The 24,307-nt window shown below is 68.6% G+C and carries 23 protein-coding genes; 8 read left to right on the forward strand and 15 right to left on the reverse strand.

What is annotated here, in order from left to right; translation table 11 throughout:
- Positions 1-53 precede the first annotated feature (53 nt).
- Positions 54-2,378, forward strand: a complete 2,325-nt coding sequence (locus EOD42_RS12360) for a M10 family metallopeptidase C-terminal domain-containing protein (RefSeq protein WP_127787860.1) — start codon at positions 54-56, stop codon at positions 2,376-2,378.
- 69 nt (positions 2,379-2,447) lie between these two features.
- Entirely contained in the window at positions 2,448-3,014 is a 567-nt protein-coding gene (locus EOD42_RS12365) for a HupE/UreJ family protein (RefSeq protein ID WP_240655145.1), read from the forward strand.
- Between the two features lie 7 nt (positions 3,015-3,021).
- On the opposite strand, the gene EOD42_RS12370 is transcribed toward EOD42_RS12365, so the two are convergent.
- From EOD42_RS12370 to EOD42_RS12385, 4 genes are all read right to left on the reverse strand, one after another.
- On the reverse strand, positions 3,022-3,753 hold the full coding sequence (locus EOD42_RS12370; RefSeq protein ID WP_127787861.1) for a hypothetical protein: 732 nt from the start codon (positions 3,751-3,753) through the stop codon (positions 3,022-3,024).
- A gap of 69 nt (positions 3,754-3,822) precedes the next feature.
- Positions 3,823-4,536 (reverse strand): ribonuclease activity regulator RraA, encoded by a 714-nt coding sequence (locus tag EOD42_RS12375; RefSeq protein ID WP_127787862.1) that lies wholly within the window; start codon positions 4,534-4,536, stop codon positions 3,823-3,825.
- A gap of 8 nt (positions 4,537-4,544) precedes the next feature.
- Positions 4,545-6,275: an L-arabinonate dehydratase gene (gene araD / locus EOD42_RS12380; RefSeq protein ID WP_127787863.1), complete on the reverse strand. Its 1,731-nt coding sequence runs from the start codon at positions 6,273-6,275 to the stop codon at positions 4,545-4,547.
- A gap of 4 nt (positions 6,276-6,279) precedes the next feature.
- Positions 6,280-7,236: a Bug family tripartite tricarboxylate transporter substrate binding protein gene (locus tag EOD42_RS12385; protein WP_127787864.1), complete on the reverse strand. Its 957-nt coding sequence runs from the start codon at positions 7,234-7,236 to the stop codon at positions 6,280-6,282.
- Positions 7,237-7,302: 66 nt separating this feature from the next.
- Between EOD42_RS12385 and EOD42_RS12390 the strand changes: the two genes are divergently transcribed.
- Positions 7,303-8,004: a GntR family transcriptional regulator gene (locus EOD42_RS12390; RefSeq protein ID WP_206020339.1), complete on the forward strand. Its 702-nt coding sequence runs from the start codon at positions 7,303-7,305 to the stop codon at positions 8,002-8,004.
- Between the two features lie 19 nt (positions 8,005-8,023).
- Here EOD42_RS12390 and EOD42_RS12395 read toward each other — a convergent pair whose 3' ends face one another.
- From EOD42_RS12395 to EOD42_RS12415, 5 genes are all read right to left on the reverse strand, one after another.
- Positions 8,024-8,725 (reverse strand): hypothetical protein, encoded by a 702-nt coding sequence (locus EOD42_RS12395; RefSeq protein WP_206020340.1) that lies wholly within the window; start codon positions 8,723-8,725, stop codon positions 8,024-8,026.
- Positions 8,726-9,096: 371 nt separating this feature from the next.
- Complete coding sequence (gene gltA / locus EOD42_RS12400) at positions 9,097-10,404, reverse strand: citrate synthase (RefSeq protein ID WP_127787865.1); 1,308 nt, start codon at positions 10,402-10,404, stop codon at positions 9,097-9,099.
- Positions 10,405-10,539: 135 nt separating this feature from the next.
- Positions 10,540-11,064 carry a thermonuclease family protein gene (locus tag EOD42_RS12405; protein ID WP_127787866.1) on the reverse strand — a complete coding sequence of 175 codons (525 nt, stop codon included), beginning with the start codon at positions 11,062-11,064 and terminating at the stop codon, positions 10,540-10,542.
- Positions 11,065-11,179: 115 nt separating this feature from the next.
- A complete protein-coding gene (locus EOD42_RS12410) occupies positions 11,180-12,379 on the reverse strand; it encodes a CHAD domain-containing protein (protein ID WP_164867910.1) in 1,200 nt (399 codons plus the stop codon).
- A 4-nt stretch (positions 12,380-12,383) separates the two neighbouring features.
- The gene (locus tag EOD42_RS12415) at positions 12,384-12,938 is read right to left on the reverse strand and encodes a SixA phosphatase family protein (RefSeq protein WP_127787868.1); all 555 of its coding nucleotides are present in this window, start codon (positions 12,936-12,938) and stop codon (positions 12,384-12,386) included.
- A 150-nt stretch (positions 12,939-13,088) separates the two neighbouring features.
- Between EOD42_RS12415 and EOD42_RS12420 the strand changes: the two genes are divergently transcribed.
- Both EOD42_RS12420 and EOD42_RS12425 read left to right on the forward strand, forming a co-directional pair.
- Positions 13,089-13,706 (forward strand): DUF6134 family protein, encoded by a 618-nt coding sequence (locus EOD42_RS12420; protein WP_127787869.1) that lies wholly within the window; start codon positions 13,089-13,091, stop codon positions 13,704-13,706.
- Complete coding sequence (locus tag EOD42_RS12425; RefSeq protein WP_127787870.1) at positions 13,706-15,223, forward strand: cryptochrome/photolyase family protein; 1,518 nt, start codon at positions 13,706-13,708, stop codon at positions 15,221-15,223. The genes EOD42_RS12420 and EOD42_RS12425 overlap by 1 nt, the downstream gene beginning before the upstream one ends.
- Before the next feature lie 150 nt (positions 15,224-15,373).
- On the opposite strand, the gene EOD42_RS12430 is transcribed toward EOD42_RS12425, so the two are convergent.
- Positions 15,374-16,102 carry an arginyltransferase gene (locus EOD42_RS12430; RefSeq protein WP_127787871.1) on the reverse strand — a complete coding sequence of 243 codons (729 nt, stop codon included), beginning with the start codon at positions 16,100-16,102 and terminating at the stop codon, positions 15,374-15,376.
- A gap of 104 nt (positions 16,103-16,206) precedes the next feature.
- Between EOD42_RS12430 and EOD42_RS26170 the strand changes: the two genes are divergently transcribed.
- The 3 genes from EOD42_RS26170 to EOD42_RS12445 all read left to right on the forward strand — a co-directional run bounded on the left by EOD42_RS26170 (position 16,207) and on the right by EOD42_RS12445 (position 19,374).
- Positions 16,207-16,635 (forward strand): hypothetical protein, encoded by a 429-nt coding sequence (locus tag EOD42_RS26170; RefSeq protein ID WP_206020341.1) that lies wholly within the window; start codon positions 16,207-16,209, stop codon positions 16,633-16,635.
- Positions 16,636-16,733: 98 nt separating this feature from the next.
- The gene (locus EOD42_RS12440; protein WP_127787872.1) at positions 16,734-18,437 is read left to right on the forward strand and encodes a DUF6311 domain-containing protein; all 1,704 of its coding nucleotides are present in this window, start codon (positions 16,734-16,736) and stop codon (positions 18,435-18,437) included.
- Positions 18,438-18,444: 7 nt separating this feature from the next.
- A complete protein-coding gene (locus EOD42_RS12445; protein ID WP_127787873.1) occupies positions 18,445-19,374 on the forward strand; it encodes a pirin family protein in 930 nt (309 codons plus the stop codon).
- 32 nt (positions 19,375-19,406) lie between these two features.
- Here EOD42_RS12445 and mazG read toward each other — a convergent pair whose 3' ends face one another.
- The 5 genes from mazG to EOD42_RS12470 form a co-directional block, all read right to left on the reverse strand.
- Positions 19,407-20,201 carry a nucleoside triphosphate pyrophosphohydrolase gene (gene mazG, locus EOD42_RS12450; RefSeq protein WP_127787874.1) on the reverse strand — a complete coding sequence of 265 codons (795 nt, stop codon included), beginning with the start codon at positions 20,199-20,201 and terminating at the stop codon, positions 19,407-19,409.
- Positions 20,202-20,522: 321 nt separating this feature from the next.
- Positions 20,523-21,317: an MBL fold metallo-hydrolase gene (locus tag EOD42_RS12455; protein ID WP_206020342.1), complete on the reverse strand. Its 795-nt coding sequence runs from the start codon at positions 21,315-21,317 to the stop codon at positions 20,523-20,525.
- A gap of 31 nt (positions 21,318-21,348) precedes the next feature.
- On the reverse strand, positions 21,349-22,140 hold the full coding sequence (locus tag EOD42_RS12460; protein WP_240655146.1) for a TatD family hydrolase: 792 nt from the start codon (positions 22,138-22,140) through the stop codon (positions 21,349-21,351).
- Positions 22,137-23,660: a methionine--tRNA ligase gene (metG, locus tag EOD42_RS12465; RefSeq protein WP_127787875.1), complete on the reverse strand. Its 1,524-nt coding sequence runs from the start codon at positions 23,658-23,660 to the stop codon at positions 22,137-22,139. The genes EOD42_RS12460 and metG overlap by 4 nt, the downstream gene beginning before the upstream one ends.
- Positions 23,661-23,700: 40 nt before the next feature.
- Positions 23,701-24,192 carry a hypothetical protein gene (locus tag EOD42_RS12470; protein ID WP_127787876.1) on the reverse strand — a complete coding sequence of 164 codons (492 nt, stop codon included), beginning with the start codon at positions 24,190-24,192 and terminating at the stop codon, positions 23,701-23,703.
- Between the last annotated feature and the right edge of the window lie 115 nt (positions 24,193-24,307).

Below are 24,307 nucleotides of genomic sequence, written 5' to 3' on the forward strand. Positions count from 1 at the left end.
AATATTGCGATGTTTCTATGGTTGTAGGGATGGTCCTCGGCTAGACGGGCGCCATGACGAGCCCGAGCCCCCAAGACCTGCAGGCACTCCTGGCGATTACCCTGGATCCCGCAGCCCGCTGGAATTTCACCTCCGCCATTGGCAGCAACCTCAAGAACCCTGCGGGCATCGGCACGGCCGTCAGCCTGACCTTCGGGTTCCAGCCCGAAGGCGCGCCCGATGCCGCCAACCACACCGGCTTCCACGCCTTCACCGATGCCCAGAAAGCCGGCGCGCGCCTCGCCCTGGCCAGTTGGGCAGGCGTCGCCAACATCACCTTCACCGAGGTCGATTCCAGCCAGGCCACGATCCGCTTCGCGCGCGATGACCAGGGCGGCAGCGCGGGCTACGCCTATTATCCCGGCTTCACCTACTCATATGACGGCAACGGCACGATCCTGAGCACGACCCCGCTGGCGGTGGCTGGCGATGTCTACATCGCGAACCTGGCCCAGAACGCGGTGATGACGCCGGGCAGCATCGGCTATGAGGTTGTGCTGCATGAGATCGGCCACGCCCTGGGCCTGAAGCACCCCTTCGACGGGCCGGTGACGCTGCCCGATGCGACGGACACCACCACCTATTCCGTCATGGCCTATGAGGATGCCCCCAACCGCCAGACGGTGGATGTGGTGGACAACGGCAACGGCACCTATTCCTGGACGAGCTACGACGTCCAGGCCAGCACGCCGATGCTCTATGACATCGCGGCGATGCAGTACCTGTACGGCGCCAACATGAGCTGGCAGGCGGGCAACACCACCTACAGCTGGGCCGCACATCCGCGCATGCTGGGCACCATCTGGGACGGCGGCGGCAACGACACGATCGATGCCTCCAACCAGGACCTGGCCTCCATCATCGACCTGACGCCCGGGGCGTTCAGCTCCATCGGCATCCGCGTCACCACGGAGCAGCTGCGGCTTGAGATCCCGTCCTGGGCAACGGCCGTGCCGACGCCCACCTATGACGGGCGGGACAACCTGGCCATCGCCTTCGGGGCCGTCATCGAGAACGCGCTGGGCGGCGCGGGCGACGATGTGCTGATCGGCAATGACGCGGCGAATATGCTGAACGGCGGCGCGGGTCGGGATTCCATGGCCGGCGGGCGCGGCGACGACCAGTATGTGGTCGATAACGTGGGCGACACCGTGACCGAGGCCGCGGGTGGCGGCACCGATACCGTCTGGGTCACCGCCTCCGGCCTCGTGACGCTGGGCGACAACATCGAGATCATCCGCCTTTCCGGCGCGGGCTCGTCCGTTCACGGCGGCAATACCGGCGTGCAGATCGTGGCCAATGCGTCGACCTCCTCCACCCTCACGGGCGGTGACGGCGCGGATGTGCTGTGGGGCAGCGCCCTCGGCAACACCATGGATGGCGGCGCGGGCGACGACATCATCCGGGGCCAGGGCGGCGGGGGCACCTTCACGGGCGGCACCGGCAATGACCAGTTCGTGGTCGACACGCTGGACACGACCATCGTCGAGAAGGCGGGCGAGGGCATCGACACCGCCTGGGTCACGGTCAATGACTGGACCACCGCGACGGGGCTCAGCCTTGCGCGTCTGCTCGGCATCTCCGGCTCCATGGGGGTCGAGATCATCCGCCTGGCCGGCAATGCGACCCGCGTGACCGGCAGCAATGATGCCGAGCAGATCGTGGCCAACCCGCTGCTGGGCAGCACGCTGAAGGGCGGCGGGGGCGACGACGTGCTGTGGGGCAGCGCCCAGGCGGACCGGCTGGAGGGCGGCGCGGGTGACGACATCATGCGTGGCCAGGGCGGTGCCGACACCATGGTCGGCGGCGCCGGCAACGACCATTACGTGGTGCTCGATGCCGGGGTGACGATCATCGAGAACGCCGGTGAGGGCTATGACACGGTCTGGGTCGGATTGGCCGCCAACACCGCCTTCACCCTGGCGGCCAATGTGGAGCGCGGCAACCTGTCAGGCGCCGCCAATCGGCTGACCGGCAATGCGCTGGACAATGTGCTGGTGGGCGATGCCGTCGCCAGCCGGCTGGACGGCGGGGCCGGCAATGACACCCTGTACGGCAGTGCCTATGGCGATGTGCTGACGGGCGGCACGGGCGACGACACCATCTACTGCTACGGCGGCGCGGACCGCGTCGTTTACGCGGCAGCCGGCTGGGGCACGGACCAGGTGGCGGGCTTCGACCAGGCCGCCGGCGCGAAGCTCGATTTCCGCGGCAGCGGCATCGGCTGGGCGGATCTGTCGCTGACCCACGCGAACGGGAACACCCAGGTCAACCATGGCAGCGATGTCGTGCTGGTTTTTGGCGCAAATCTGGGCGTTTCCGACTTCCTGTTCGGGTAAGCGCGCCGCCGACGCTGTTCCTGCGCCCGAAAGGCCGTGCCATGCTGCGCACGGAATCCAGAGCGGGGAATGACCATGATCGGCATCATGCGGGCGGCGGTGGTGATGGCGGCGATGCTGCCGGGCATGGCGCTGGCCCATCCGGGCCACGGTGCCGATGGCCTGGTGCACGGGCTGGCCCATCCGCTTCTCGGCCTGGATCATGTGCTGGCCATGGTGCTGGTAGGCGTGATGGCGGCCCAGCTTTCGGGCCGCGCGCTGTGGCTCGTGCCCGCGAGCTTCCTGCTGGTGATGGCGCTGGGCGGCGTGATGGGTGCCGCGGGCGTGGCCTTGCCCTTCGTCGAGGCCGGGATCGCGCTGTCGGTGATCGTGCTGGGGGCGGCCGTGGCCTTCGGCCTGCGCGCGCCGCTTGCGGTCGCGATGGGGCTTGCCGGCCTGTTCGCCCTGTTCCACGGCCATGCCCATGGCGCCGAGATCCCGGAGAATGCCGGTGGCCTGGCCTATGCGGCGGGCTTCCTGGCGGCCACCGCGCTGCTGCATGGCCTGGGCGTGCTGGCCGGCCGCCTGCGGCCCGCCGCCCTGCGCGTCGCGGGTGGGGCGGCGGCCCTCGCTGGGGTCGTGCTGCTGCTGGGCTAGGCCCCGACTAGGCGGGCTGCTCGATCAGCCCGACATTCCACAGCCCCCACTCCTCGAAGGGGGCTTCCCGCAGGTCTGTTCGCGGCGCTTCGGCCAGCCAGTCGGCGACCGCCGCGCGCGTCCGGTCCACGCGCGCATGTTCCTCCTGCGCGCCCGGCGGCGGCGGGGGCGCGGGAATGACGCCCTGGCCGTCCCAGGGCAGCTCCGTGCGCCAGCGCGCCACGCGGCTGGGCTGGCGACGGCCGTGATGCTCGATATCCGTGCGGACCACCACGCTGACCGCGAAGCCGCCCGGCTGGCCGGTGACCGCGCCCAGCGTGCTGCGGTTGGCGGTGGAGACCTGGTTGTCCTCGGCTTCCAGCGTCTCGATGCCGAGCACGCGCAGCTGCCGGGTGTTGTCCATACCGATCAGCGCGCCCAGTCGCTGGGAAACGCCGGTGCCGTGATTGCCCTCGAAGCTCACGAGCAGCACTTCCCGGTCGCGTGCCGTCAGCCGGCCGACCACACGGGCATTGCCGTACCAGGAGGGCAGGACGATCTGGCCGACATCACGGACGCGGATGCGCATGCACATGCCGCCGGACGGTTCCACCATGATCTGGGCGCGGCAGCTCACGCCCTGCGCATCACCCGGCCACAGGCGCAGGTTGCGAAAGGTGGTGTATTGGCCGGTCGTGCCGTGACCCTGTCGGGAGACGATGATGGCAGGGAGGCCAGCCAGAAGCAGGCGACGATTCATGGGCAAATGATGCCCGAACTCCCCTGGTCCATGCCAGGGGAGGTATATTGATAGTAGGCAATCCGCCGTTCAGCGGCCGTTAGCCTGGCGCCACTCCGTGAACAGCTCCAGATTGGCCGGGTCTGTCGCCGGATAAAGGCCGCGGATGGAATGGCCCGCCCGGACGCGCTCGGTCGCGAAATCCTCATAGGCGGTCATCTGGGTCGCTTCCTCCGCCAGCTCATCCGCCAGATGGGCCGGCAGCACGATGCAGCCATCCGCGTCACCCACGATGATGTCGCCCGGGAACACCGGGGCATCGCCGCAGGCGATGGGCTCATTCAGCGCGATGGCATGGTTCAGCGTCAGGTTGGTGGGCGCGGAGGGGCGGGTGTGGAAGGCCCAGATGTCGAGCGTCGCGATCTCGGCGCTGTCGCGGAAGCCGCCATCGGTGACGACCCCCTCCACGCCGCGCGCCATCAGCCGGGTGACGAGGATGCCGCCGGCACTGGCCGCGCGTGCATCCTTGCGGCTGTCCATCACCATCACATGGCCGGCGGGGCAGGTCTCCACCCCCAGGCGCTGGGGGTGGGCGGGGTCGCGGAATGCGTCCAGCGTGTTCAGATCCTCACGCGCGGGGATGTAGCGCAGGGTGAAGGCGGGGCCCACCATGCTCTCGCCCCCGAAGGTGCGCAGCGGCTGCACGGCCTGGATCATCTGGTTGCGCAGGCCGCGCTTGAACAGCGCGGTGGCGAGCGTGGCGGTTGAGACGCGCTTCAGCTTGGCGCGGGTATCGGGGTTCATCGCAGCCCTCAATAGATGACGGGTTCGGAGACCGGCGCGCCGAAATCGGTGCGCAGGAAGTCAAAATCGGCGCCGATATGCGCCTGCTGGATATGCTGGCTGAACATCCAGCCATAGCCGCGCTCGAAGCGCTTCGGCGGCGGCACCCAGGCCGCGCGGCGGGCGGCGAGTTCCTCGTCGCTCACCTCCATGTCGATGCGGCGCGCATCCACGTCGATGGTCACGATATCGCCCGTGCGCAGCAGCGCGAGCGGCCCGCCCACATAGCTCTCGGGCGAGACATGCAGCACGCAGGCGCCGTAGGAAGTGCCGGACATCCGGGCATCGGACAGGCGCAGCATATCGCGGATGCCCATCTTCAGCAGCTTCTTGGGCATGGGCAGCATGCCCCATTCCGGCATGCCGGGGCCGCCCTGGGGGCCCGCGTTGCGCAGCACCAGCACATGGTCGGGCGTGATGTCGAGGTTCTCGTCCTCCACCGCCTTCTTCATGCTGGGATAGTCGTCGAACACCAGCGCCGGGCCGCTGTGCTTCAGGAACTTCTGGTCCATCGCGCCCGGCTTGATCACGCAGCCGTCGGGGGAAAGATTGCCCTTCAGCACCGCGAGCGACCCCTCGCGGTAGATCGCGCGGTCCTGGGTGCGGATCACGTCGTCATTGTAGACGCGCGCACCCTCGATGTTCTCGGCCACCGTCTTGCCGGTGACGGTGATGCAATCCAGGTGCAGGTGCTCCCGGATATTGCCCATCAGGGCACGGATGCCGCCGGCGTAGAAGAAATCCTCCATCAGGTACTGGCTGCCGGTGGGGCGCACATTGCCGATGACCGGCACGCGGCGGGAGTAGTTCTCGAAATCATCCAGGCTGACATCGAGCCCGGCGCGGCGGCCCATGGCGATCAGGTGGATGATCGCGTTGGTCGAGCAGCCCATGGCCATGGCGACCGCGATGGCGTTCTCGAAGGACTGTTTGGTCAGGATCTTCGACGGCTTCAAATCCTCCCACACCATCTCGACGATGCGGCGGCCGGATTCCGAGCACAGGCGGATATGGCCGGAATCGGCGGCCGGGATGGAACTGCCGCCCGGCAGCGTGAGGCCCACGGATTCCGCGATGGCCGTCATGGTGCTGGCCGTGCCCATGGTCATGCAGGTGCCGTGGCTGCGGGCGATGCCGGCCTCCACACCCGCCCAGTCTTCCTCGGTGATGGTGCCGGCGCGCAGCTCATCCCAGTATTTCCAGCTGTCCGAGCCCGAGCCCAGCGTCTTGCCCTGGAAGTGGCCGCGCAGCATCGGGCCCGCGGGCACGAAGATGCAGGGGATGTCCATGCTGATCGCGCCCATGGTCAGGCCCGGGGTGGACTTGTCGCAGCCGCCCAGCAGCACCGCGCCGTCGATGGGGTGGGAGCGCAGCAGCTCCTCCGTCTCCATCGCCAGGAAGTTGCGGTACATCATGGTGGTCGGCTTCTGGAAGCTCTCGGAAACCGAGATCGCCGGCAGCTCGATCGGCAATCCGCCCGCCATCAGGATGCCGCGCTTCACGTCCTCCGCGCGGGCGCGCAGATGGGTGTGGCACGGGTTGATGTCCGACCAGGTGTTGACGATGCCGATGATCGGCTTGCCGCGCCATTCCTCGGGCGCGAGGCCCATCTGCATGGCACGGGAGCGGTGGCCGAAGCTGCGCAGATCGGCAGGTCCGAACCAGCGGGCGGAGCGAAGCTCCTCGGGACTTTTCCTCATGAACTCAATCCAGACGGATGTTGGCCGCCCGCGCAACCCCACCCCAGCGGGTGGTCTCGGCGGCGATGAAGGCGCGGAACTCGGCGGGGCTGCTGCCGACGGGCGTGATGCCGAGGGCCGCGAAGCGCTCCCGCACATTGGGCGTGGCCAGGGCGGCCACCGCCGCCTGGTGCAGGCGCGCGATGATGGGGGCCGGCACGGCGGCGGGCGCGAACAGCCCGTGCCAGGAAACGCTCTCGAAGCCCGGAAGCGTCTCGGCCAGGGCAGGGATCTCGGGGGCGGCCTCGGCACGGGTGGTGGAGGTCACGGCCAGGACCCGCAGCTTGCCCTCGCGCGCCAGGGGCAGGACGGAGGAGAGGTTGTCGAAGGCCATGGGCAGCTCGCCCGACATCAGCGCGGTCGCGACGCCGGCGCTGCCGCGATAGGGCACATGGGTCAGGCTGGTGCCGGTCATCTGCGCGAACAGCGCGCCTGCCAGATGAATGGAGGTGCCGACGCCCGAGGTGCCGTAGGATTCGTCGGGCCTTTCGCGCAGCCGCGCGATGAGGGTCGGGATGTCGCGCGCGGGGAAGTTGTTGCTGACGGCCAGCGCATTGGGCTGGGCGGCCAGCTGGGTGATGGGCGCGAAATCGCGCGCCACGTCATAGGGAATGCGCGCCATGATGGCCGGGTTGATCGCATGGCTGGAGATGGTGCCCATGCAGATGGTGTTGCCGTCCGGCGCGGAGCGCGCGCAGGCCTCGGAACCCAGCGCGCCGCCGGCGCCGGGGCGATTCTCGGCCACCAGCGTGGCCGGGATCGATTTCGCCATCTCCGCGGTCACGAGCCGGCCGACGGTATCGGTGGTGCCGGCGGCGAAGGGGACGATCACGCGGATGGGCTGGCTGGGCCAGCCCTGCGCGTGCAGGGTGGCCGGTGCGGCCAGGCTGGCGGCAAACAGGCCGCGGCGGGCGATGCGCATGGTATGGGTATTCCTGGACGTTTGATTTTGGCTCCTGGAATCTAATATATCAGTTCCTCAACCCGGATGCGAGCCCTTTCCATGGACGGCACCAGCCTAGCCCCGATCCCATCGCGCCCCTCTGCCTCCGAGGCGGCCTATGTGGCGCTGCGCCGGGCGATCGTTTCGCTGGAGCTGCCGCCGGGCGCGCGTCTGTCGCGGCAGGAACTGGCCGCATCGCTGGGCGTGAGCCAGACCCCGGTGCGCGAGGCGCTGATCCGGCTGGGCGAGGAGGGTCTTGTCGAGGTCGTTCCGCAATCGGCCACGCGCGTGGCCCGCATCGACCTGCACCAGTGCCGGGAGGTCGCCTTTCTGCGCCTGGCGGTGGAATGCGAGGTGGTGCGGCGGCTGGCGGAGGCAGGAGATGCCGATCTGGTCGGCCGCCTGCGCGCCGATCACGCGCACATGCGTGAACAGCTGGCCGCGGGCGATATGGCGGGTTTCAGTATCGGGGACGCGGCCTTCCACGCCTGCCTGCACGAGGCGGCCGGCGTCGGTGGGCTGCGCGCCCTGGTGGTCAGCCGCTCCGGCCATCTGGACCGGCTGCGGGGGCTGCATCTTCCGCAGCCTGGAAAGCCTCAGGCTATCCTGGCCCAGCATGCCGCGGTGATCGATGCGCTGGCCGAGGGGGAGAGCCTGGCGGCCGAAGCCGCCATGCGCGCCCATCTGTCCGGCAGCCTGGCGGAAGCGCCCCGTCTCAGAGTAGAATTTCCCAATTATTTCAGCTGATTGAAGATATAATCTCAGATTACGCTTTAAGTTTTTCCTGATACATGCTGTCGATGAAGCGCATGGAGGGCGGCTCGGATGTCGTGCGGCGCTTGCGCCTGATGGTGCTGGCAGGGCTCGGCGGCTGGGGGCGGGAATGTTCAGATCTGACTTCAGCAGGATCTGGTAACTGCATGAAATTGGCTGCTGCGCTGGTCCGCGCGACGAGCGCCTGCATGGCCGGGTTCTGATGGCCGTCCTCATCCATCAGCGCCTCCATCGGGCAGAAGAACTCATGCGCCGCGGGCATCTGGCTTTCGCAGAAGCCCTGGTAGTGCTCGTCCCGCAGCCCGTAGAGAACCCGCACGTCGCGTACCGTCAGCACGACCGCCGCCGTAGGCTCGGCCTGGAACATGCCGATCAGCCGCCAGCGAGGGAGGTGTGTCTCCGGCAGCGCCGGCGCCAGCAGCCAGGGCAGCGGGCAATACACCTGCATGCTGCCGATCGAGGGGGCGAAACGGCTGCGCTTGTCCAGCAGGTTGGAGAGTGAGGAGCACGCCTCCACGCACAGGATGTCCGCATAGGGATCGTCCGGATCGGTGGAGAAGTGCAGCCACAAGCCGTCGGGCAGCGTGCGCAGATGACGGCTGCCGGGAAGCTTCAGAAAGGGCTGCATGCCTTCGGTCCAGTTGTCCGGCCGGGCACGCAGCCAGGTGCCCGGCTGCTTGATGGTGCGCGGCATGCCGGGCGGGCGCTGCGGCCAGGCCGAAAGCGAGTGCCGGACCCGCGCATCCATAGATGGGGCGTTCGAGGGGGGTGCAAGATCGCGCATACGACTACGGGGGCCTGTCATACAACCTATGCGCGAGATCATCATGTTGATGCCTCGCTGGGAAGTGAAGGCTTGCACGGTTTGTTAAGAAACACCCTTAAAAGTTGCATTCTTTCAGATAGTACACCAAAAAGCCCTACTTTTAGATTCCTGGGAATGCAACCTTAAGGAGAAACTTCAAGCGAAAATTAAGGATTGCCCCTTGTTTGTTCTGGTTCTGCGGACACAAAAAACGGCGCGACCGTCAGGCCGCGCCGTTGATGTCACCTTTGGCCTCACGTTCAGCCGCGAGAGGCGATGTCCTTGTACTGCAGATCCACCGCGCCGGTGTAGATCTGGCGGGGGCGGCCGATGCGCTGCGCGGGGTCCTCGATCAGTTCCTTCCACTGGCTGATCCAGCCGATGGTGCGCGCCACCGCGAAGATCACGGTGAACATGCTGGTCGGGATGCCCATCGCCTTCTGGATGATGCCCGAATAGAAGTCCACGTTCGGGTACAGCTTGCGCGAGACGAAGTATTCGTCCTCCAGCGCGATCTTCTCCAGCTCCATCGCCAGTTCGAGCAGCGGCTCGTTGGTCACGCCGAGCTCCGCCAGCACCTTGTGGCAGGTCTCCTTCATGATCTTCGCGCGCGGGTCGAAGTTCTTGTACACGCGATGGCCGAAGCCCATCAGCTTGGTGTGGGAGTTCTTGTCCTTCACCTCGGAGATGAACTGCGGAATGTTCGACTTGTCGCCGATCTCCGCCAGCATCTTCAGCACCGCCTCATTGGCGCCGCCATGGCTGGGGCCCCACAGCGCCGCGATGCCCGCCGCCACGCAGGCGAAGGGGTTCGCGCCGGTGGAACCCACCAGGCGGACGGTGGAGGTGGAGGCGTTCTGCTCGTGATCCGCATGCAGGATCAGGATGAGGTCCATCGCCTTCTCAAGCGTCGGGCTCACCTTGTATTCCTCGGCCGGGACCGAGTTCAGCATGTGCAGGAAGTTGGCCGCGTAGGACAGGTCGTTGCGCGGGTACACGAAGGGCTGGCCCTGCGAGTACTTGTAGGCCATCGCCGCGATCGTCGGCACCTTGGCCACCAGGCGGAAGGCCGCGATCTCGCGCTGCTTCGCGTCGTTGATGTCCAGGTTGTCGTGATAGAAGGCGGCCAGCGCGCCCACGACGCCGCACATGATCGCCATCGGGTGGGCGTCACGGCGGAAGCCGTTGAAGAAGTTGCGGATCTGCTCGTGCACCATCGTGTGGCGCGTCACGCCGTCACGGAACTTGGCCAGCTGCTCGGTCGTCGGCAGCTCACCGTACATCAGCAGGTAGCAGACCTCGACGAAGTCGCTGTTCTCGGCCAGCTGCTCGATCGGATAGCCGCGATACTGCAGAACGCCCGCATCGCCGTCGATGTAGGTGATCTGGCTCTCGCAGCTGGCGGTCTCGCCATAGCCGGGGTCAAAGGTGAAGACGCCGATGTCGTTGTAGATCTTGCGGATGTCGGCGACCGGCGTGCCGGCGGAGCCCTCGTACAGCGGCAGGCTTGCCGTCTTGTTCGAACCGTCCAGCGTGACGGTCAAGCTCCCGGTTTTCTTCATGCTCATGCAGCCTGGTCCTATTTCCCTTCGTGCCGGGAGTCCGGCACGACACCATGTTGCGACGCACCTTAGACCTTGGCGCGACCTTGTCCATCACCCCCCAGAAAAGGCCATCTTTCCGCCTTCGGGTGGGCAATATCGTCAGCGGGGCGGTTCGGCCCACATGCCCCGATGGGCCTGGCGGGCCGATGCCTCCAGCTGGCCCAGCGCCGGCACCGCCGAGGTGTCCGCGCTGCCCCAGCCGGCCGCGACCAGCGACGCATTGAGTTCCACGCCCTCGGCCCGGCACACGCCCAGGCCGCGTCCGAAGTTGTCGCGCCCATGGATGCGGCATTCGAGAGCACGGTCGCGCGTCAGCCGTGCCAGCTCGGCGGTGGCTGCCGCGCCGCAATCGGAAACGCGCCCGCAGGGCGTGCCGCGCGGCGGTGTGTTCACCCCGTAGAGACGCAGTACCCGGTCGCCCAGGCGCAGGGTTTCGCCGTCCACGACGGCGACTTCGGCGGGCAGGGCGCGCCAATCCTGGGTGCGTGGGGCCGAGCCGAAAAGGTCGCTCGGGCGCAGGGCCGCAGTCAGCACCGCGAGGGTGGCTGCGGTGGCGAGAAGCGCAAAAGCCCCGCCCATACGGCGCGGGGTTTTGGCGGGCTTGAAGATGCGGCGACGACGCATAGGCAGGGGGTAACCCAGCCCTGGCTCGCCTGGCAACCCGCTTGTTTCAACATATTTCGGATGCGTGAGCTATCAGCCGTTTAGGTGAGAAAGCTCAGATTCAATCACAAGAAAGTCAGCCAGGCTCCGGCCAGAACCGTTTCGTCTTCCGCCAGCGGGCCCAGGTCTCCAGCGCCAGGTCGCGGCTGCCGGCGCCACGCGCCAGGGCGAAGCCCTCGGCGGCGCCGCCCGCCCAGCCGCGCGCGCCCAGGCTGCGTACCAGCCCGGCCGCCACGGAGGCATCATTGGCCAGGCCCAGCGCATCCTGCAGGCGCGACAGCCGGCGGATATAGCGTTTCGCCGCCTGGCCGGACCACAGCGGTGCCAGCAGCTCCGCCGCATAGCGCAGGCGCTTGGCCAGCAGGCGCAGGGCGTGCAACTCGTCGGGCGGCAGGGCCTCGATGTCCTTGCCGGCGCGGCGCAGGCGCTTGTGCCGGCGCGTCAGCACCTCGATGGCGAAGGCATGCAGGTCATCGGCGCGCGGCAGGGCCTCCAGCGCGTCGATCAGCGCGACGCCCTGCCAGATCAGCGCCCGGAAGCCGGGCCCGGCCAGATGCGGCATCAGCGCGGCATAGGCCTCGCGCCGCGTCGTCTCGGCCCGGCGCAGCAGGGGGCGCAGGCGCTTCTCGCCCGGCATGGCCTCGGCCAGCTGCGCGCCGATGCCGCCCGTGAACACGTCCCAATCCCGTGCGGGGCCGAGGGCCGCGGCCAACTCCTTCAGCCCCTGCTCGAAGCGTTCCGGCAGGCCGGGGTCGGGCAGGCCGCCGCGCATCAGGCGGATGATGCTGCGCATGCGCCGGGTGGCGACGCGGGTCTGGTGCACGCCATGGGCCGGGGCATCGGGGCGGCAGCTGGGGGCATGGTGCAGCAGCAGCGACAGCCCCCCGCGCAGCGCCGCCGCCAGCGCATGGGGCAGCGAGGTTTCCTCGGCGATCGAGGGCGCGTCCGGCAGGGCGAAGCCCGCCAGCACATCGGCTTCCTGCTCCAGGCTCCAGAAGGCGGGCAGGGCGGGGATGGTCTCGGCCAGGCGTGCGCCCAGCTCGGTCGCGCCCTCTCCCTCCAGCCGCACCCGCAGCAGCGGAACCGCGCGGCCCTCGGCGGGAACCCGGCCTTCCAGATAGGTCAGCTGCAGCCCGCCGCGTGAGACCTGCGCGCTGCGTCCGTTGAAGCTGACAAGCTCCAGCGGGTGCCAGGCGGGGCGCGCGGGCGTGAAGCCCGTCAGCGCCGGGTGACGTCGCAGCCGCGCCAGATAACCGGGCGGCAGGGAGATTTCCATGGATCTAGCCTTCGTGTTCCCCGCCATTGGCCATCGCCGTGGCCTCCGGCAGGTCGCGCGGCACCACATAGCGGACCAGCCGGGCACCCGCGGGTGCCAGCTGGTGCCAGGGGGCCGCGATACCGAATTCCGCGAGCCCGCCCGTGGGGTAGGCATCGCGCAGGCGCTTCAGCGCCTGGGTTTCGGGGTGGTCCGGGGGAAGAAGTTCCAGCGCGAGCTCATGCAGGCCGGGGTTGTGCCCGATCATCAGCACGGAGCGCACGGTATCCGGCACTTCGTTCAGGGTTTCCAGCATGCCGCGCCAGGGGGCGAGGTAGAGCCCGTCCAGCACGGTCACCATGGGGCTGCCCTCAAAGGGGCGAAGTGCCTCCATGGTCTGCAACGTGCGCCTGGCGGAGCTGACGAGCACCACATCGGGTGTCAGGCCCAGCCGCTGCATCTCCGCCGCCATCGCCTGCGCCGCCCTGCGCCCGCGCGCGTTCAGCGGCCGGGCATGGTCGGGCAGGGCGGGGTCGTCCCATGACGACTTGGCATGGCGGAGCAGAAGAAGTTGGCGCATGTCTGCTTCCATCATGGCACGGCCCGTGGGCGCTTGCCATGGCGCAGGCAGTTCCCAACATGCCCGGCATATGACTTTTGGGGGAAGATTGGTGCCGTCTCCGCGACGCCAGTGCATTGAACGGAAAGGGGCCGGCCACTGCCGGAGCCGATGATGAAACTGACCCGACGCCTGCTGCCCGGCCTCGCCCTGGCCCTGCCCGCCGCTGCCCGGGCCCAGGCCGCGCAGCCGGCCGATTACCGCTGGAAGGTGATGCGCAACGGCACCGAGATCGGCAGCCACAACGTCACCTTCTCCCGCCGGGGAGAGGATCTGGTGGCCTATTCCGATGTCACGGTCATCCCGCGCGTGCTGGGCGTGGTGGTCTATCGATTCGAGCATCGCTACACCGAGGTCACGCGCGCCGGGCGCTTCGTGTCGGTCGAGAGCCGGCAGAACCGCAACGGCCGCATCACCGATGTGCGCGGCGAGAATCGCGGCGACCACGTGACGCTGCAGGGCCCCGAGGGCACGCTGCGCCTGCCGGCCGATGCCGCGCCTCTCTCGTGGTGGGAACCCCAGCGCTACAACCGGGTGCCGCTGTTCGGCAGCACCACGGGCAAGCTGATGGACATCACGCTGCGCCAGGAAAGCCGGCCGGGCGGCATCACCCGCTGGACCACGGCCGGCGAGGTGGAGGCGGTGCTGGACTATGACGCCTCGGGCCGCTGGGTGGGCTACAGCGTGAAGGGGGATGACGGCAGCACCGTCCTCTACGCGCCTGGCTGATGCGCCTGCGCCTCGTCCTCGGTGACCAGCTGAGCCGGACCATTCCCGCGCTGGAGGACATGGACCGCGCGCAGGATGTGGTGCTGATGGCCGAGGTCGCGGAAGAATGCGCCTATGTGCCGCATCACCCGCAGAAGATCGCGCTGGTGCTGTCGGCCATGCGCCATTTCGCCCGGGCGCTGGAGGCGCGGCATGTCCGGGTCCGCTACATCCGTCTGGATGACCCGTCCAACTCGGGCAGCCTGGCCGGTGAGGTCGCGCGCGCCGTGGCCGAGCTGCGGCCCGCGGCCGTGATCGCGACCGAGCCCGGCGAATGGCGGCTGCTGCAGGCGATGAAGGGTTGGGAGAAGGCGCTGGGCCTGCCGGTCGAGATCCGCGCCGATACCCGTTTCCTGTGCCCGCGGCCCTGGTTCCGTCACTGGGCCGAGGGGCGGCGGCAGTTGCGGATGGAGTTCTTCTACCGGGAGATGCGCCGGCGCAGCGGCTATCTGATGGAGGGCGAGGAGCCTGCCGGCGGCCGCTGGAACTTCGATGCCGAGAACCGCAAGCCCCTCGCCGCCGATCTGAAGCCCCCGGCCGCCCCGCGCTTCGCGCCGGACGCCATCACGCGTGAGGTGATGGCGCTGGTCGCGGAGCGGTATGGCGGCAATTTCGGCTCACTGGAGGGCTTCAACTGGCCCGTCACCGCCCGCGACGCACAGAAGGCGCTGGACCATTTCATCACCGACCGCCTGCCGCATTTCGGAGACGCGCAGGATGCGATGGCCGAGGGTGAGCCCACCCTGTTTCACGCGCTGCTTTCGACCAGCCTGAACCTGGGGCTGCTGCTGCCCGGCCCGGTGTGCGAGGCCGCGGAGGCTGCCTGGAAGCGCGGCCGCGCGCCGCTGAACGCCGTGGAGGGCTTCATCCGCCAGATCCTCGGCTGGCGGGAGTATGTGCGCGGCCTCTACTGGCTGAAGATGCCGGAATACCGGGAACTGAACGCGCTGCAGGCAGAGCGCCCGCTGCCTTGGTTCTACTGGGGCGGCGAGACCAGCATGAACTGCATCCGCCAGGTGGTGGGGCAGACGCGCGACCTGGCCTATGCCCACCATATCCAGCGGCTGATGGTCACCGGCAATTTCGCGCTGCTGGCCGGGATCGCGCCCGCTGCCATCAATGAATGGTACATGGCGGTCTACGCCGATGCCTTCGAATGGGTGGAACTGCCCAACACCCACGGCATGGCGATCTGGGCCGATGGCGGGCTGATGGCCAGCAAGCCCTATGCCGCCAGTGGCGCCTACATCAACCGCATGAGCGACTATTGCGCCGGCTGCGAGCATGACGTGAAGGCGCAGACCGGGCAGGGGGCCTGCCCGTTCAACTACCTGTACTGGGATTTCGTGGCGCGCCATGCAGCCGCGTTCGAGGGCAACCCGCGCATGGCCATGCCGCTGGCGACCATGCGCAGGATGGCGCCGGAAAAACTGGCCGCGATGCGCCGGGAAGCGACGCGATTTCTGGCGGGGCTCTAGGGCCTGTGGACAGCCGGCTTGCGGGCGCGCTTGGCGGTGCTTTTCCACACCGGCGGCGTCAGAACCCGTGCCAATGCCCCGGCATTGGCTGCGGCTTCTTCCATGCCAGCGCGAAAAATCCCGCGCCAACCGCATATCTGTCCGCAGGCCCTAGTCGTCCTCGCCGGGCTGCATCCGCCGCCAGCCGCCGCCCTGCAATATCTCGGCCGGCTGGAAGCCCGCCTTGTAGGCCATCTTGCGCGACCCCGGCACCCAGTAGCCCAGGTAGACATAGGGCAGGCCGATCCGCCGCGCCTCCTCGATCAGCCACAGGATGGCATAGGTGCCGAGCCCGGCCTGCTCCGGCCCGTAGAAGGAATAGACGGCCGATAGCCCGTCGCTGAGCCAGTCCGTCAGGCAGGCGCCCAGCAACTGGTCGGTCTGGTCGCGGAACTCGACGAGGCCCGTGGAGATCGGCGTGTCCTCCACCATGGCGCGATAGTCGTAGAAGCCCATGGCGGCCATGTCGCCGTCCGCGTGGCGCGCCTGCTGGTAACGCTGGAACAGGGCGAACTGCTCGGCGGTGGCGCGGGCGGCCATGCGGTGGGCGGCCACCCCCTCGAAGCGGCGCATCAGCTTGCGCTGGGTGCGGCTGGCCTCGAACTCCGCGACCACCAGGCGGATCGGGATGCAGGCCTGGCAGCCCGGGCACACCGGCGAGTAGGCGATGTTGTGGCTGCGGCGGAAGCCGGCGCGCGAAAGGCGGTCGTGCAAAGTCTCGGCGCCCGGGCCCGAAAGCTCGGTCACGATCTTCCGTTCCGTCCGGCCCGGCAGGTAGGGGCAGGGCAGCGGCGCGGTCGTGTAGAAGAACTGGGGCCGGCGGGTGCGATGGAGCGTCATGGGTTGCGAGTGCGAACATCGCGGCAGGGCACAGGAAAATCAAGCGGCAAGAGAAACCGTCGGACAATGCGGGCGTTGGTGGGAAGTCGAAACGGAGACGATCCATGCGCTTCGCCCTTCCCGCCATCCTGGCCCTGCCTGTCCTCGCCGTGGCCTGCGCGCCCGAGCCCCCGCCGCGCCCCGCGCCGCCCGCCCCGATCGCGGCGCCGCCGGCCCCCGCGCCCGCGCCGATCAACGCGGCCCCGGTCGGGCTGGATGGCCGCTGGCGCGGCCATGTGCGCCGCATGCCGAACCAGGACGCCGCCTGCCGCCCGATGCGCCTGCCCGCCGTGATGACGGTCAATGGCGGCCGCGCCGCGCTGCGCATCGGCCAGACCGCGCCCACCGAGGCGACCATCACCAGCGACGGCATGGCCACCTTCGCCGACGGCACCATGAGCGCCGAGGGCCGTTTCACGACCCAGGGCTTCAGCGGTGAATACCGCCGCATGGGCTGCACCTACTCCATGAGCCTGCGCAAGGCCGGCCGCTGAGGCGCAAGCCCGGACATTCTGGCGGCGCGGTGCCTTTTCCGAGGCGCCGCGCCGCAATTGCGCCCTGGTACCGCCCCATGGGCGATGAAAGCTGAGGCATGCCCGAGCCCGACGCCACGCCGCGTGCCTCAACCCTGCGTCATTGGACGGGGGCCGCGATCGCCGCCGCCATCGGGCTGGCCGTGGTGGCCTTCGTGTTCGGGCCGCATATCCTGTCGCCCTGGAGCTCCGGCTGGATGCTGTCGGGCGTCTTGGGGCCCGATCCGGTGCAATACTGGCTGGGCTGGAACTTCTTCCGGGAAGGCGCCTGGTCATTCCCGCCCGGCCGCAACCCGGGCTTCGGGCTGGAGCTGAGCTCCTCCGTCTTCTACGCCGATGCCATTCCCCTGCTGGCCTTCCTGTTCAAGGCGCTGCGTGACCTCGTGCAGGTCGATCAGTATTGGGGCATGTGGCTGTTCGCCTGCGGCGCCCTGCAGGGCTGGCTGGGCTTTCTGCTGCTGGGGCGGGTGACGCCCGCGCTGTGGCCCAGGCTGGCGGGCGCCGCCCTGTTCGTGCTGCAGCCGATGCTGCTGACGCGCATGGGCGGGCATTTCGCCCTGGCCGGGCAATTCCTGATCATTGCCGGGCTGTGGTTCTGCCTGAAGCCCGGCCATTGGTGGCGCTGGGTCGCGCTGGTCGCGGCCACCTCCCTCATCCACTCCTATATCCTGCCGATGGTGCTGGCGCTGTGGCTGGCGGACCTGCTGACCCGGCGCGGCCGCAACCCGGCCGAATGGGCGCTGGTACCCGGGGCGGGCATTCTGGGCCTGTGGGCGGCGGGCTTCTTCATGCTGCGGGCCGGGCATGACGGCCAGGGTGCGCGATATGGCGAGATGCAGATGGATCTGCTCGCGCCCTTCACCCCCGGCAGCTGGGGTGCCTTCCTGCCGGCCTTGCCGGGGCCCGGCCATCCGGAGGTGGATGGCTCCTATCTGGGCCTCGGCGTACTGCTGCTGCTGGCGTCGGGCCTTGGCCTGCTGGCGATGCGGCCGCAGCTGCGCGCCGCGGCCGGCGCGGGGCTGCGCCGGCACTTCTGGCTGGTCGCGGCCTTGCTGGGCATGCTGCTGGTGGCCATCACGCACCGGCTCTCGGTGGGCGGGCATATTGTCACCTGGCTGCCGCTGCCCGAGGCCGCGGTGCGGCTCGCCAGCGCCTTGCGGGCTTCGGAGCGATTCTTCTGGCCGCTGGGCTACGCGCTGGTGCTGGGCGGCGTCTGGGTCGCCGTTCGGGCGCTGGGCGCGCGCCGGGCGGGCGCGCTGCTGACGGTGCTGGTGCTGGTGCAGATCCTCGACCTGCGCCCGGGCTTCGAGCGCCTCGCCGGCTTCTTCCCGCCGACCCGTGCCGAGTTGCCGCTGCGCCTGGCGGACCCGTTCTGGGAGCAGGCGGCCCGGCGCTATGCCCGTGTCAGGCTCGTGAATGCCGGGAACCAGGCCCGCGGCTGGGAGGAAGTGGCCGTCTTTGCCGCCGAGCGCGGGCTGGAGACGGATGCCGTCTATCTGGCGCGCATCGACGCCGAACGCGTGGCGGCGCTGAACGCGGAGACCGCACGCCGCCTGGCGCAGGGGCGCGCCGAGCCCGGCACGCTCTATGTATTGACCGATGCGGCGGCTGTCGCGCGTGCCTTGGCGGGGATGAATGCGTCGCGGGACGTGTTGGCGCGGCATGACGGCTTCTGGGTGCTGGCCCCCGGCTGGCGCGGCCAGGGGCAACTCGCCAGCAGGGGTGGAAACGGGGCAAGCTCGCCGGCGACACCGCCGGAGTGATTCCCCGATGACCGAACTGGCCCCGCCCGTCGACCTGATCGTGGTCCCGCGCGCGCATGATGTGGGCGGCTTCATGGTGGGCCGCGCCCTGCCGGCGCGCGAGCGCCAGATGGTGGGCCCCTTCATCTTCCTGGACCGCATGGGTCCGGGCACGCTGGAGCCCGGCCATGGGCTGGACGTGCGGCCGCACCCGCATATCGGGCTGTCGACCATCACTTATTTGTATCAGGGGCAGATCCTGCACCGGGACAGCACCGGGGTGACGCAGCCGATCGACCCGGGCGAGGTGAATTGGATGACGGCCGGGCGCGGCATCGTGCATTCCGAGCGCACGGCCGACGCGCGGCGCGCCAGCGGCCAGACCATGTCCGGCTTCCAGAGCTGGATGGCGCTGCCGAAGCATGAGGAGGAACGCGCCCCCGGCTTCGAGCATCAGCCGGTCTCGGCCTTGCCCTTCATCCAGGATCGCGGCGTGTCGCTGCGGCTGATCGCGGGCACGGGCTGGGGCCAGGCCTCACCGACCACCACGCTGTGGCCGCTGTTCTACGCCGATGCGGTGCTGGCACCGGGCGCGGTGGTGCCGTTGGATGCCGAGCATGAGGAGCGCGCGGCCTTCATCGCCGAGGGCGAGATCGAACTGGCGGGCGACACCCATGCCGAGGGCCGGCTGCTGGTCTTCAAGGCGGGCGACAGGCTGGCCCTGCGGGCGGGCCCGCGCGGCGCGCGGCTTCTGCTGCTGGGCGGGGCCGTGATGGACGGGCCGCGCCACATCTTCTGGAATTTCGTCTCCTCCAGCCGCGACCGCATCGAGGCGGCGAAGGCGGACTGGCAGGAACGGCGGTTTCCCTTGGTTCCCGGCGATGAAGAAGAATATATACCTTTGCCAGAAAATAGGAAAATACGCGCCGAATCGAGGCCCGATTCGCGGAACGAATAGAGTCCGGCCGTTCCGCTGGGGTTGTGAAGGATTTACAGGCCGGATTTCTTGGCCTGGACCCAGGCTTCCTCCATCTCGGCCAATGTCGCGTCGGCCGGGGATTTGCCCTGGCCGGCCAGGGTGTTTTCCACAGACTGGAAGCGCCTGGTGAACTTGGCGTTGGCCGCGGCCAGCGTCGCCTCCGGGTCCAGATCCAGCTTCCGCGCCAGGTTGGCGACGACGAACAGGATATCCCCAACCTCATCGGCGATGCGGGCGGGGTCGGCGGCGGGCAGTTCGGCGCGCAGCTCCTGGGTTTCTTCCTCAAGCTTCTCAAGCACTTGCTCGGCGCTGTCCCAGTCGAAGCCGACGCGCGCGGCGCGTTTGGTCAGCTTGGCCGCGCGGGTCAGGGCGGGCAGGGTGGTCGCCACCCCGGACAGGGTGCCTGATTCGCCGCGCGCGGCCCGTTCCCGGGCTTTTTCGGCTTCCCATTCAGCGGTCTGCATGCCGGCATCGCGCGCTGCGGCGTCGCCGAAGACATGCGGGTGGCGGCGGATCATCTTCTGGGAAATCGCCTGGGCCACGTCGTCGAAGCCGAACCAGCCGCGCTCGGAGGCCATCTGCGCGTGATAGACGACCTGGAACAGCAGGTCGCCCAGCTCATCGCGCAAGGTCGCGGGGTCCGGGCCGGCGGCGATCGCGTCCGCAACTTCGTAAGCCTCTTCAACGGTATAGGGCGCGATGGTCGCGAAATCCTGTACCTGGTCCCAGGGGCAGCCGGAGGTCTTGTCGCGCAGTGCGGCCATGATGGTCAGCAGGCGCGCGATGGGGGGAATCGCGTCGGGCATGGCGGGATTCCTGGGCCCAAGTCGGTCGATGACGCAAGCCGTGTAAGTCCCGGACGCAGGTCGTGTCTGCCGCCGACGAAGGTTTTGTCGGTCGGTGACGAACCCTTTGTCGGTCGGTGACGAGGGCCTTGTCGGCCACTGACGGGGGTTTTGTCGGCCACTGACGGGGGTTTTGTCGTCGACCGACAAAGGGGCGAAAGGGAGGGGGTTTTGTCGTCGCCCGGAAACCCGCGGAAAACCGCGATATCCACAGGCGCAGTTATCGCATAAGATATATTATGGAAAAATCAGATGTGTGGAGAAGGTCGTGGAAAACCTGTGTCAGCCTTCCACATCGATCCCCAGGCCATCGAAGCCAGGCTCCAGCCCGCCGGTCAGGCTTGCGCGCAGCGCGGCCTCATCCAGGCTGTTGCCCATATGCGTCAGGATCGTCCGGCGCGCGCCGATCTCGGCGGCCCATTCCGCGGCCAGCGCCACATGCGCATGCACCGGGTGCGGCCTGGGGCTGAAACAGCCCACCACCCAGGTGTCCACGCCGCGCAGCGCCTCCAGGCTTTCCTGGGGCATGCGCACCACATCCGTGCAGTAGGCGAAGCTGCCGATGCGCAGGCCCAGCGTGCGCATCACCTTATGGTCCTGGTCCAGCACCAGGGCCTGCATGGCGCCGAACGGGATGATCTCTCCGGCTTCGACGGCAACCGCGTGCAGCGCCGGGCGAAAGAAGCCGGGCGTGGGCCCCAGGAAGGCGTAGCCGAAGCGGTCGCGCAGGTTCTCCACCGTCTCAGGCGCGCCGTAGAGCGGAAGTTCCCTGCCCGTCTCCCGGTTCACCTGGCGCAGTTCGTCCAGCCCCATGATGTGGTCGGCATGGGCGTGGGTGACGAACACGGCATCCAGCTTGCCGATGCGGGCGGCCAGCAGCTGCTGGCGCAGATCGGGCCCCGGGTCGATCAGCAGGCGGAAGCCGTCAGGCCCCGTGACCAGCGCGCTGGTTCTGGTGCGGCGGTTGCGGGGGTTGGCCGGGTCGCAGACGCCCCAGTCGCCCGCGCCGTCCGGCCCGCCGATCAGCGGCACCCCGTTGCTGGGGCCGGTCCCGAGAAGGCGGATTCGCAGATGCATGCCCCATACTGCACCAGCGAAGGGTTCGCGTTTAGTCCGTGGCTTTGGTGTAGAGCCGGCGGAAGTTGGCGGTGGTGATGCGTGCCATCTCCTCGGGCGCCACGCCGCGCGTCTCGGCCAGCACCTTCAGCGTCAGCGCCGTATAGGCCGGCTCGCAGCGTTTGCCGCGATGCGGCGGCGGCGCGAGATACGGGCTGTCGGTTTCCACCAGCAGGCGCTCGGCCGGGACGTCCTTGGCGAAATCGCGCAGCTCGGTGCTGCGCGGAAAGGTCAGGATGCCCGAGAAGGAGATATGCCCACCCATGGCCAGCGCCGCCTCACCCAGCGCGCGGCCGGAGGAGAAGCAATGCAGCAGGAAGGGGAAGCTACCGCCCTTCCCCGCTTCCTCGGCCAGGATCGCGGCCACATCCTCATCGGCGTCGCGCGCGTGGATGCACAGCGGCAGCTGGGTGGCCTGGGCCGCGCGGATGTGCCGGCGGAAACCCTCCTGCTGCACGTCGCGCGGGGATTTGTCGTAGAAATAGTCCAGCCCGCTTTCGCCGATGCCGATGATGCGCGGATGGCGCGTGGCCTCCACGATCTCCTCCACGCTCGGCATCACGCCCTCACCCGACTGGTGCGGGTGCACGCCCGCGGTGCCCCAGACCTCGGGGTGGCGTTCCGTCAGGGTGCGGATCATCGGGCCCTGGCTCATGCGCACGCTGATGGTGACCATGCGGGTCACGCCGGCGGCCACCGCGCGGGCGATGATCTCGGGCTGCTCCTCTTCCTTGAAGTGGTCGAGGTGGCAGTGACTGTCGACGATATTCACCTCTGGGCTCACGCCGGCAGTTCCGCCTTGCGGAACAGCGGTGCCGGGGGCGGCAGGGCGATGCCGCCGGGCAGCGGGGTGCCCATGGCCGAGAGGCCGCGCGCCTCGGCGGGCACGCCCAACTGGTCCAGCAGGGCCGCCATGGTGGCGGGCATGAAGGGCTGCAGCACGGTGGCGAAGCCGCGCAGGGCATCATGCAGGTGGCGCAGCACCACATTCATCCGCGCCAGGTCGGTCTTCTTCAGCGCCCAGGGCGCCTCGCGGGTGATGTAGCCGTTGGCCTCGCGGATCACGGCGAAGATGGCCTGCAGCGCCTGGTCGAACTTCTGCGCGCCCAGCAGCGCGTCCAGCTCCGCCGGCAGCGCGTCCAGCTGGGCCAGGAATTCCTGGTCGGCCTCGCTGCGGGCTGCGGGCTCAGGCAGCACGCCCTCGCAATTGCGCTGGATCAGGCTCAGCGTGCGGTTGGCCAAGTTGCCCAGCGCGTCCGCCAGCTCGCCGTTCAGGCGGTTCACCAGCGACTTCTTGCTGAAATCGCCATCCTGGCCGAAAGGCACCTCGCGCAGCAGGAAGTAGCGCACCGGGTCCAGGCCGAACTCCTCCACCAGCCCCACCGGGTCGATGACGTTGCCCAGGCTCTTGGAGATCTTCTGCCCTTCATTCGTCCACCAGCCATGGGCGAAGACGCGGCGGGGAAGCGGCAGGCCGGCCGCCATCAGCATCGCGGGCCAGTAGATGGTGTGGAAGCGCAGAATGTCCTTGCCGACGAAATGCACGTCCGCCGGCCAGAATTTTTCGAAGGCGCCGCCTTCCTCCGGATAGCCCAGCGCCGTGATGTAGTTGGTCAGCGCATCGATCCAGACATACATCACATGCGCCTCATCCCCCGGCACCGGCACGCCCCACTGGAAGGAGGTTCGGCTGATCGACAGGTCGCGCAGATTGTCCTTCACGAAGGCCACGACCTCGTTGCGGCGGGTGGCCGGCAGGATGAAGTCGGGGTTCGCCTCGTACAGCTCGATCAGCCGGTCGGCGAAGGCGGACAGGCGCAGGAAGTAGGAGGGCTCCTTCACCCAGGCCACGGGGGCCCCGGTCGGCGCCAGCTTCACGCCGTCGCGCTCGATCAGCTCATCCTCGCCATAGAAGGCCTCGTCGCGCACCGCGTACCAGCCCTCGTAATGGCCCAGGTAGATGTGCCCGGCATCGGCCAGCTTCTTCCACAGCGCCTGGCAGGCGGCGTAGTGCCGCGGCTCCGTCGTGCGGATGAAGGCGTCGTTGGAGAAGCCCATCGTCACCGTCAGGTCGCGGAAGGCCTGGCTCACCTTGTCGGTGAAGGCCTGCGCGGACATGCCGGCGTCGCTCGCGGCCTTTTCCACCTTCTGGCCATGCTCATCCGTGCCGGTCAGGAAGAAGACTTCCTCACCCGACATGCGCCACCAGCGCGCCAGCACATCGGCCGCCAGCGAGGTATAGGCGTGGCCGATATGCGGCTTGTCGTTCACGTAATAGATGGGCGTGGTGATATAGCGGGGCATGGGGGCGGATATGCCCCCTGATCCGCCTTCTGGCTAGCCTTCAGGGCACCGGCCAGGGGAACGGAATGAAGGCATGGCCGCCGTCACGCACCCTGGCATAGGAGGTCAGCGGCAGGGGCGGCAGCGGGTTCAGCGAATCCAGCGCGCATTGGGTGGGCCGGTTGTTCGCGAAGTCCCTGAGGCCGGGCACGAAGTTCTGCGCGATCTCATAGCCGCCATGCCAGGCCATGGGCAGGTTGTCGCGCTCGCGCTCCTCGGGCGTGCCGTTCTCGAAGACCGGGAAGCCGCGCCCGTTCCAGGCCCGCAGCGTGTTCTTCAGCTGCACCCGGAACAGTGTGTCGCAGCAGCCGAAATCGGGCGTCAGGGCCAGCTTCATGCGGACCAGCAGCCCGATCTCGGTCCCCGCATCCTCGGAACGCCCGGCGATTTCGAGGAACGTCGAGTCGGTGATCCACCAGGGAGAGGTGAAGTTCTCCCAATCCGGAATCCGGGACCCGTCGCTGCGGCGCGAATGACCGATGCGGTAGAGCATGCTGCCCCGCCGCAACTTTATTTCCTGGGGAAAGGAAATACCGCCGCGCGCGGCCCTGGCCGAGGGGCTCCACCCTTGAGCAAAACTCAGGTTTCGCTCGCGGGAGCTGCCCTGA

This window comes from Rhodovarius crocodyli (assembly GCF_004005855.1).
Lineage (GTDB): Bacteria > Pseudomonadota > Alphaproteobacteria > Acetobacterales > Acetobacteraceae > Rhodovarius > Rhodovarius crocodyli.

Coding starts and splice junctions, on each gene's coding strand:
- EOD42_RS12360 (WP_127787860.1), top strand. CDS start 54: ATGACGAGCCCGAGCCCCCAAGACCTGCAGGCACTCCTGGCGATTACC.
- EOD42_RS12365 (WP_240655145.1), top strand. CDS start 2,448: ATGACCATGATCGGCATCATGCGGGCGGCGGTGGTGATGGCGGCGATG.
- EOD42_RS12370 (WP_127787861.1), bottom strand. CDS start 3,753: ATGAATCGTCGCCTGCTTCTGGCTGGCCTCCCTGCCATCATCGTCTCC.
- EOD42_RS12375 (WP_127787862.1), bottom strand. CDS start 4,536: ATGAACCCCGATACCCGCGCCAAGCTGAAGCGCGTCTCAACCGCCACG.
- araD (WP_127787863.1), bottom strand. CDS start 6,275: ATGAGGAAAAGTCCCGAGGAGCTTCGCTCCGCCCGCTGGTTCGGACCT.
- EOD42_RS12385 (WP_127787864.1), bottom strand. CDS start 7,236: ATGCGCATCGCCCGCCGCGGCCTGTTTGCCGCCAGCCTGGCCGCACCG.
- EOD42_RS12390 (WP_206020339.1), top strand. CDS start 7,303: ATGCGAGCCCTTTCCATGGACGGCACCAGCCTAGCCCCGATCCCATCG.
- EOD42_RS12395 (WP_206020340.1), bottom strand. CDS start 8,725: ATGCCGCGCACCATCAAGCAGCCGGGCACCTGGCTGCGTGCCCGGCCG.
- gltA (WP_127787865.1), bottom strand. CDS start 10,404: ATGAGCATGAAGAAAACCGGGAGCTTGACCGTCACGCTGGACGGTTCG.
- EOD42_RS12405 (WP_127787866.1), bottom strand. CDS start 11,064: ATGCGTCGTCGCCGCATCTTCAAGCCCGCCAAAACCCCGCGCCGTATG.
- EOD42_RS12410 (WP_164867910.1), bottom strand. CDS start 12,379: ATGGAAATCTCCCTGCCGCCCGGTTATCTGGCGCGGCTGCGACGTCAC.
- EOD42_RS12415 (WP_127787868.1), bottom strand. CDS start 12,938: ATGCGCCAACTTCTTCTGCTCCGCCATGCCAAGTCGTCATGGGACGAC.
- EOD42_RS12420 (WP_127787869.1), top strand. CDS start 13,089: ATGATGAAACTGACCCGACGCCTGCTGCCCGGCCTCGCCCTGGCCCTG.
- EOD42_RS12425 (WP_127787870.1), top strand. CDS start 13,706: ATGCGCCTGCGCCTCGTCCTCGGTGACCAGCTGAGCCGGACCATTCCC.
- EOD42_RS12430 (WP_127787871.1), bottom strand. CDS start 16,102: ATGACGCTCCATCGCACCCGCCGGCCCCAGTTCTTCTACACGACCGCG.
- EOD42_RS26170 (WP_206020341.1), top strand. CDS start 16,207: ATGCGCTTCGCCCTTCCCGCCATCCTGGCCCTGCCTGTCCTCGCCGTG.
- EOD42_RS12440 (WP_127787872.1), top strand. CDS start 16,734: ATGCCCGAGCCCGACGCCACGCCGCGTGCCTCAACCCTGCGTCATTGG.
- EOD42_RS12445 (WP_127787873.1), top strand. CDS start 18,445: ATGACCGAACTGGCCCCGCCCGTCGACCTGATCGTGGTCCCGCGCGCG.
- mazG (WP_127787874.1), bottom strand. CDS start 20,201: ATGCCCGACGCGATTCCCCCCATCGCGCGCCTGCTGACCATCATGGCC.
- EOD42_RS12455 (WP_206020342.1), bottom strand. CDS start 21,317: ATGCATCTGCGAATCCGCCTTCTCGGGACCGGCCCCAGCAACGGGGTG.
- metG (WP_127787875.1), bottom strand. CDS start 23,660: ATGCCCCGCTATATCACCACGCCCATCTATTACGTGAACGACAAGCCG.
- EOD42_RS12470 (WP_127787876.1), bottom strand. CDS start 24,192: ATGCTCTACCGCATCGGTCATTCGCGCCGCAGCGACGGGTCCCGGATT.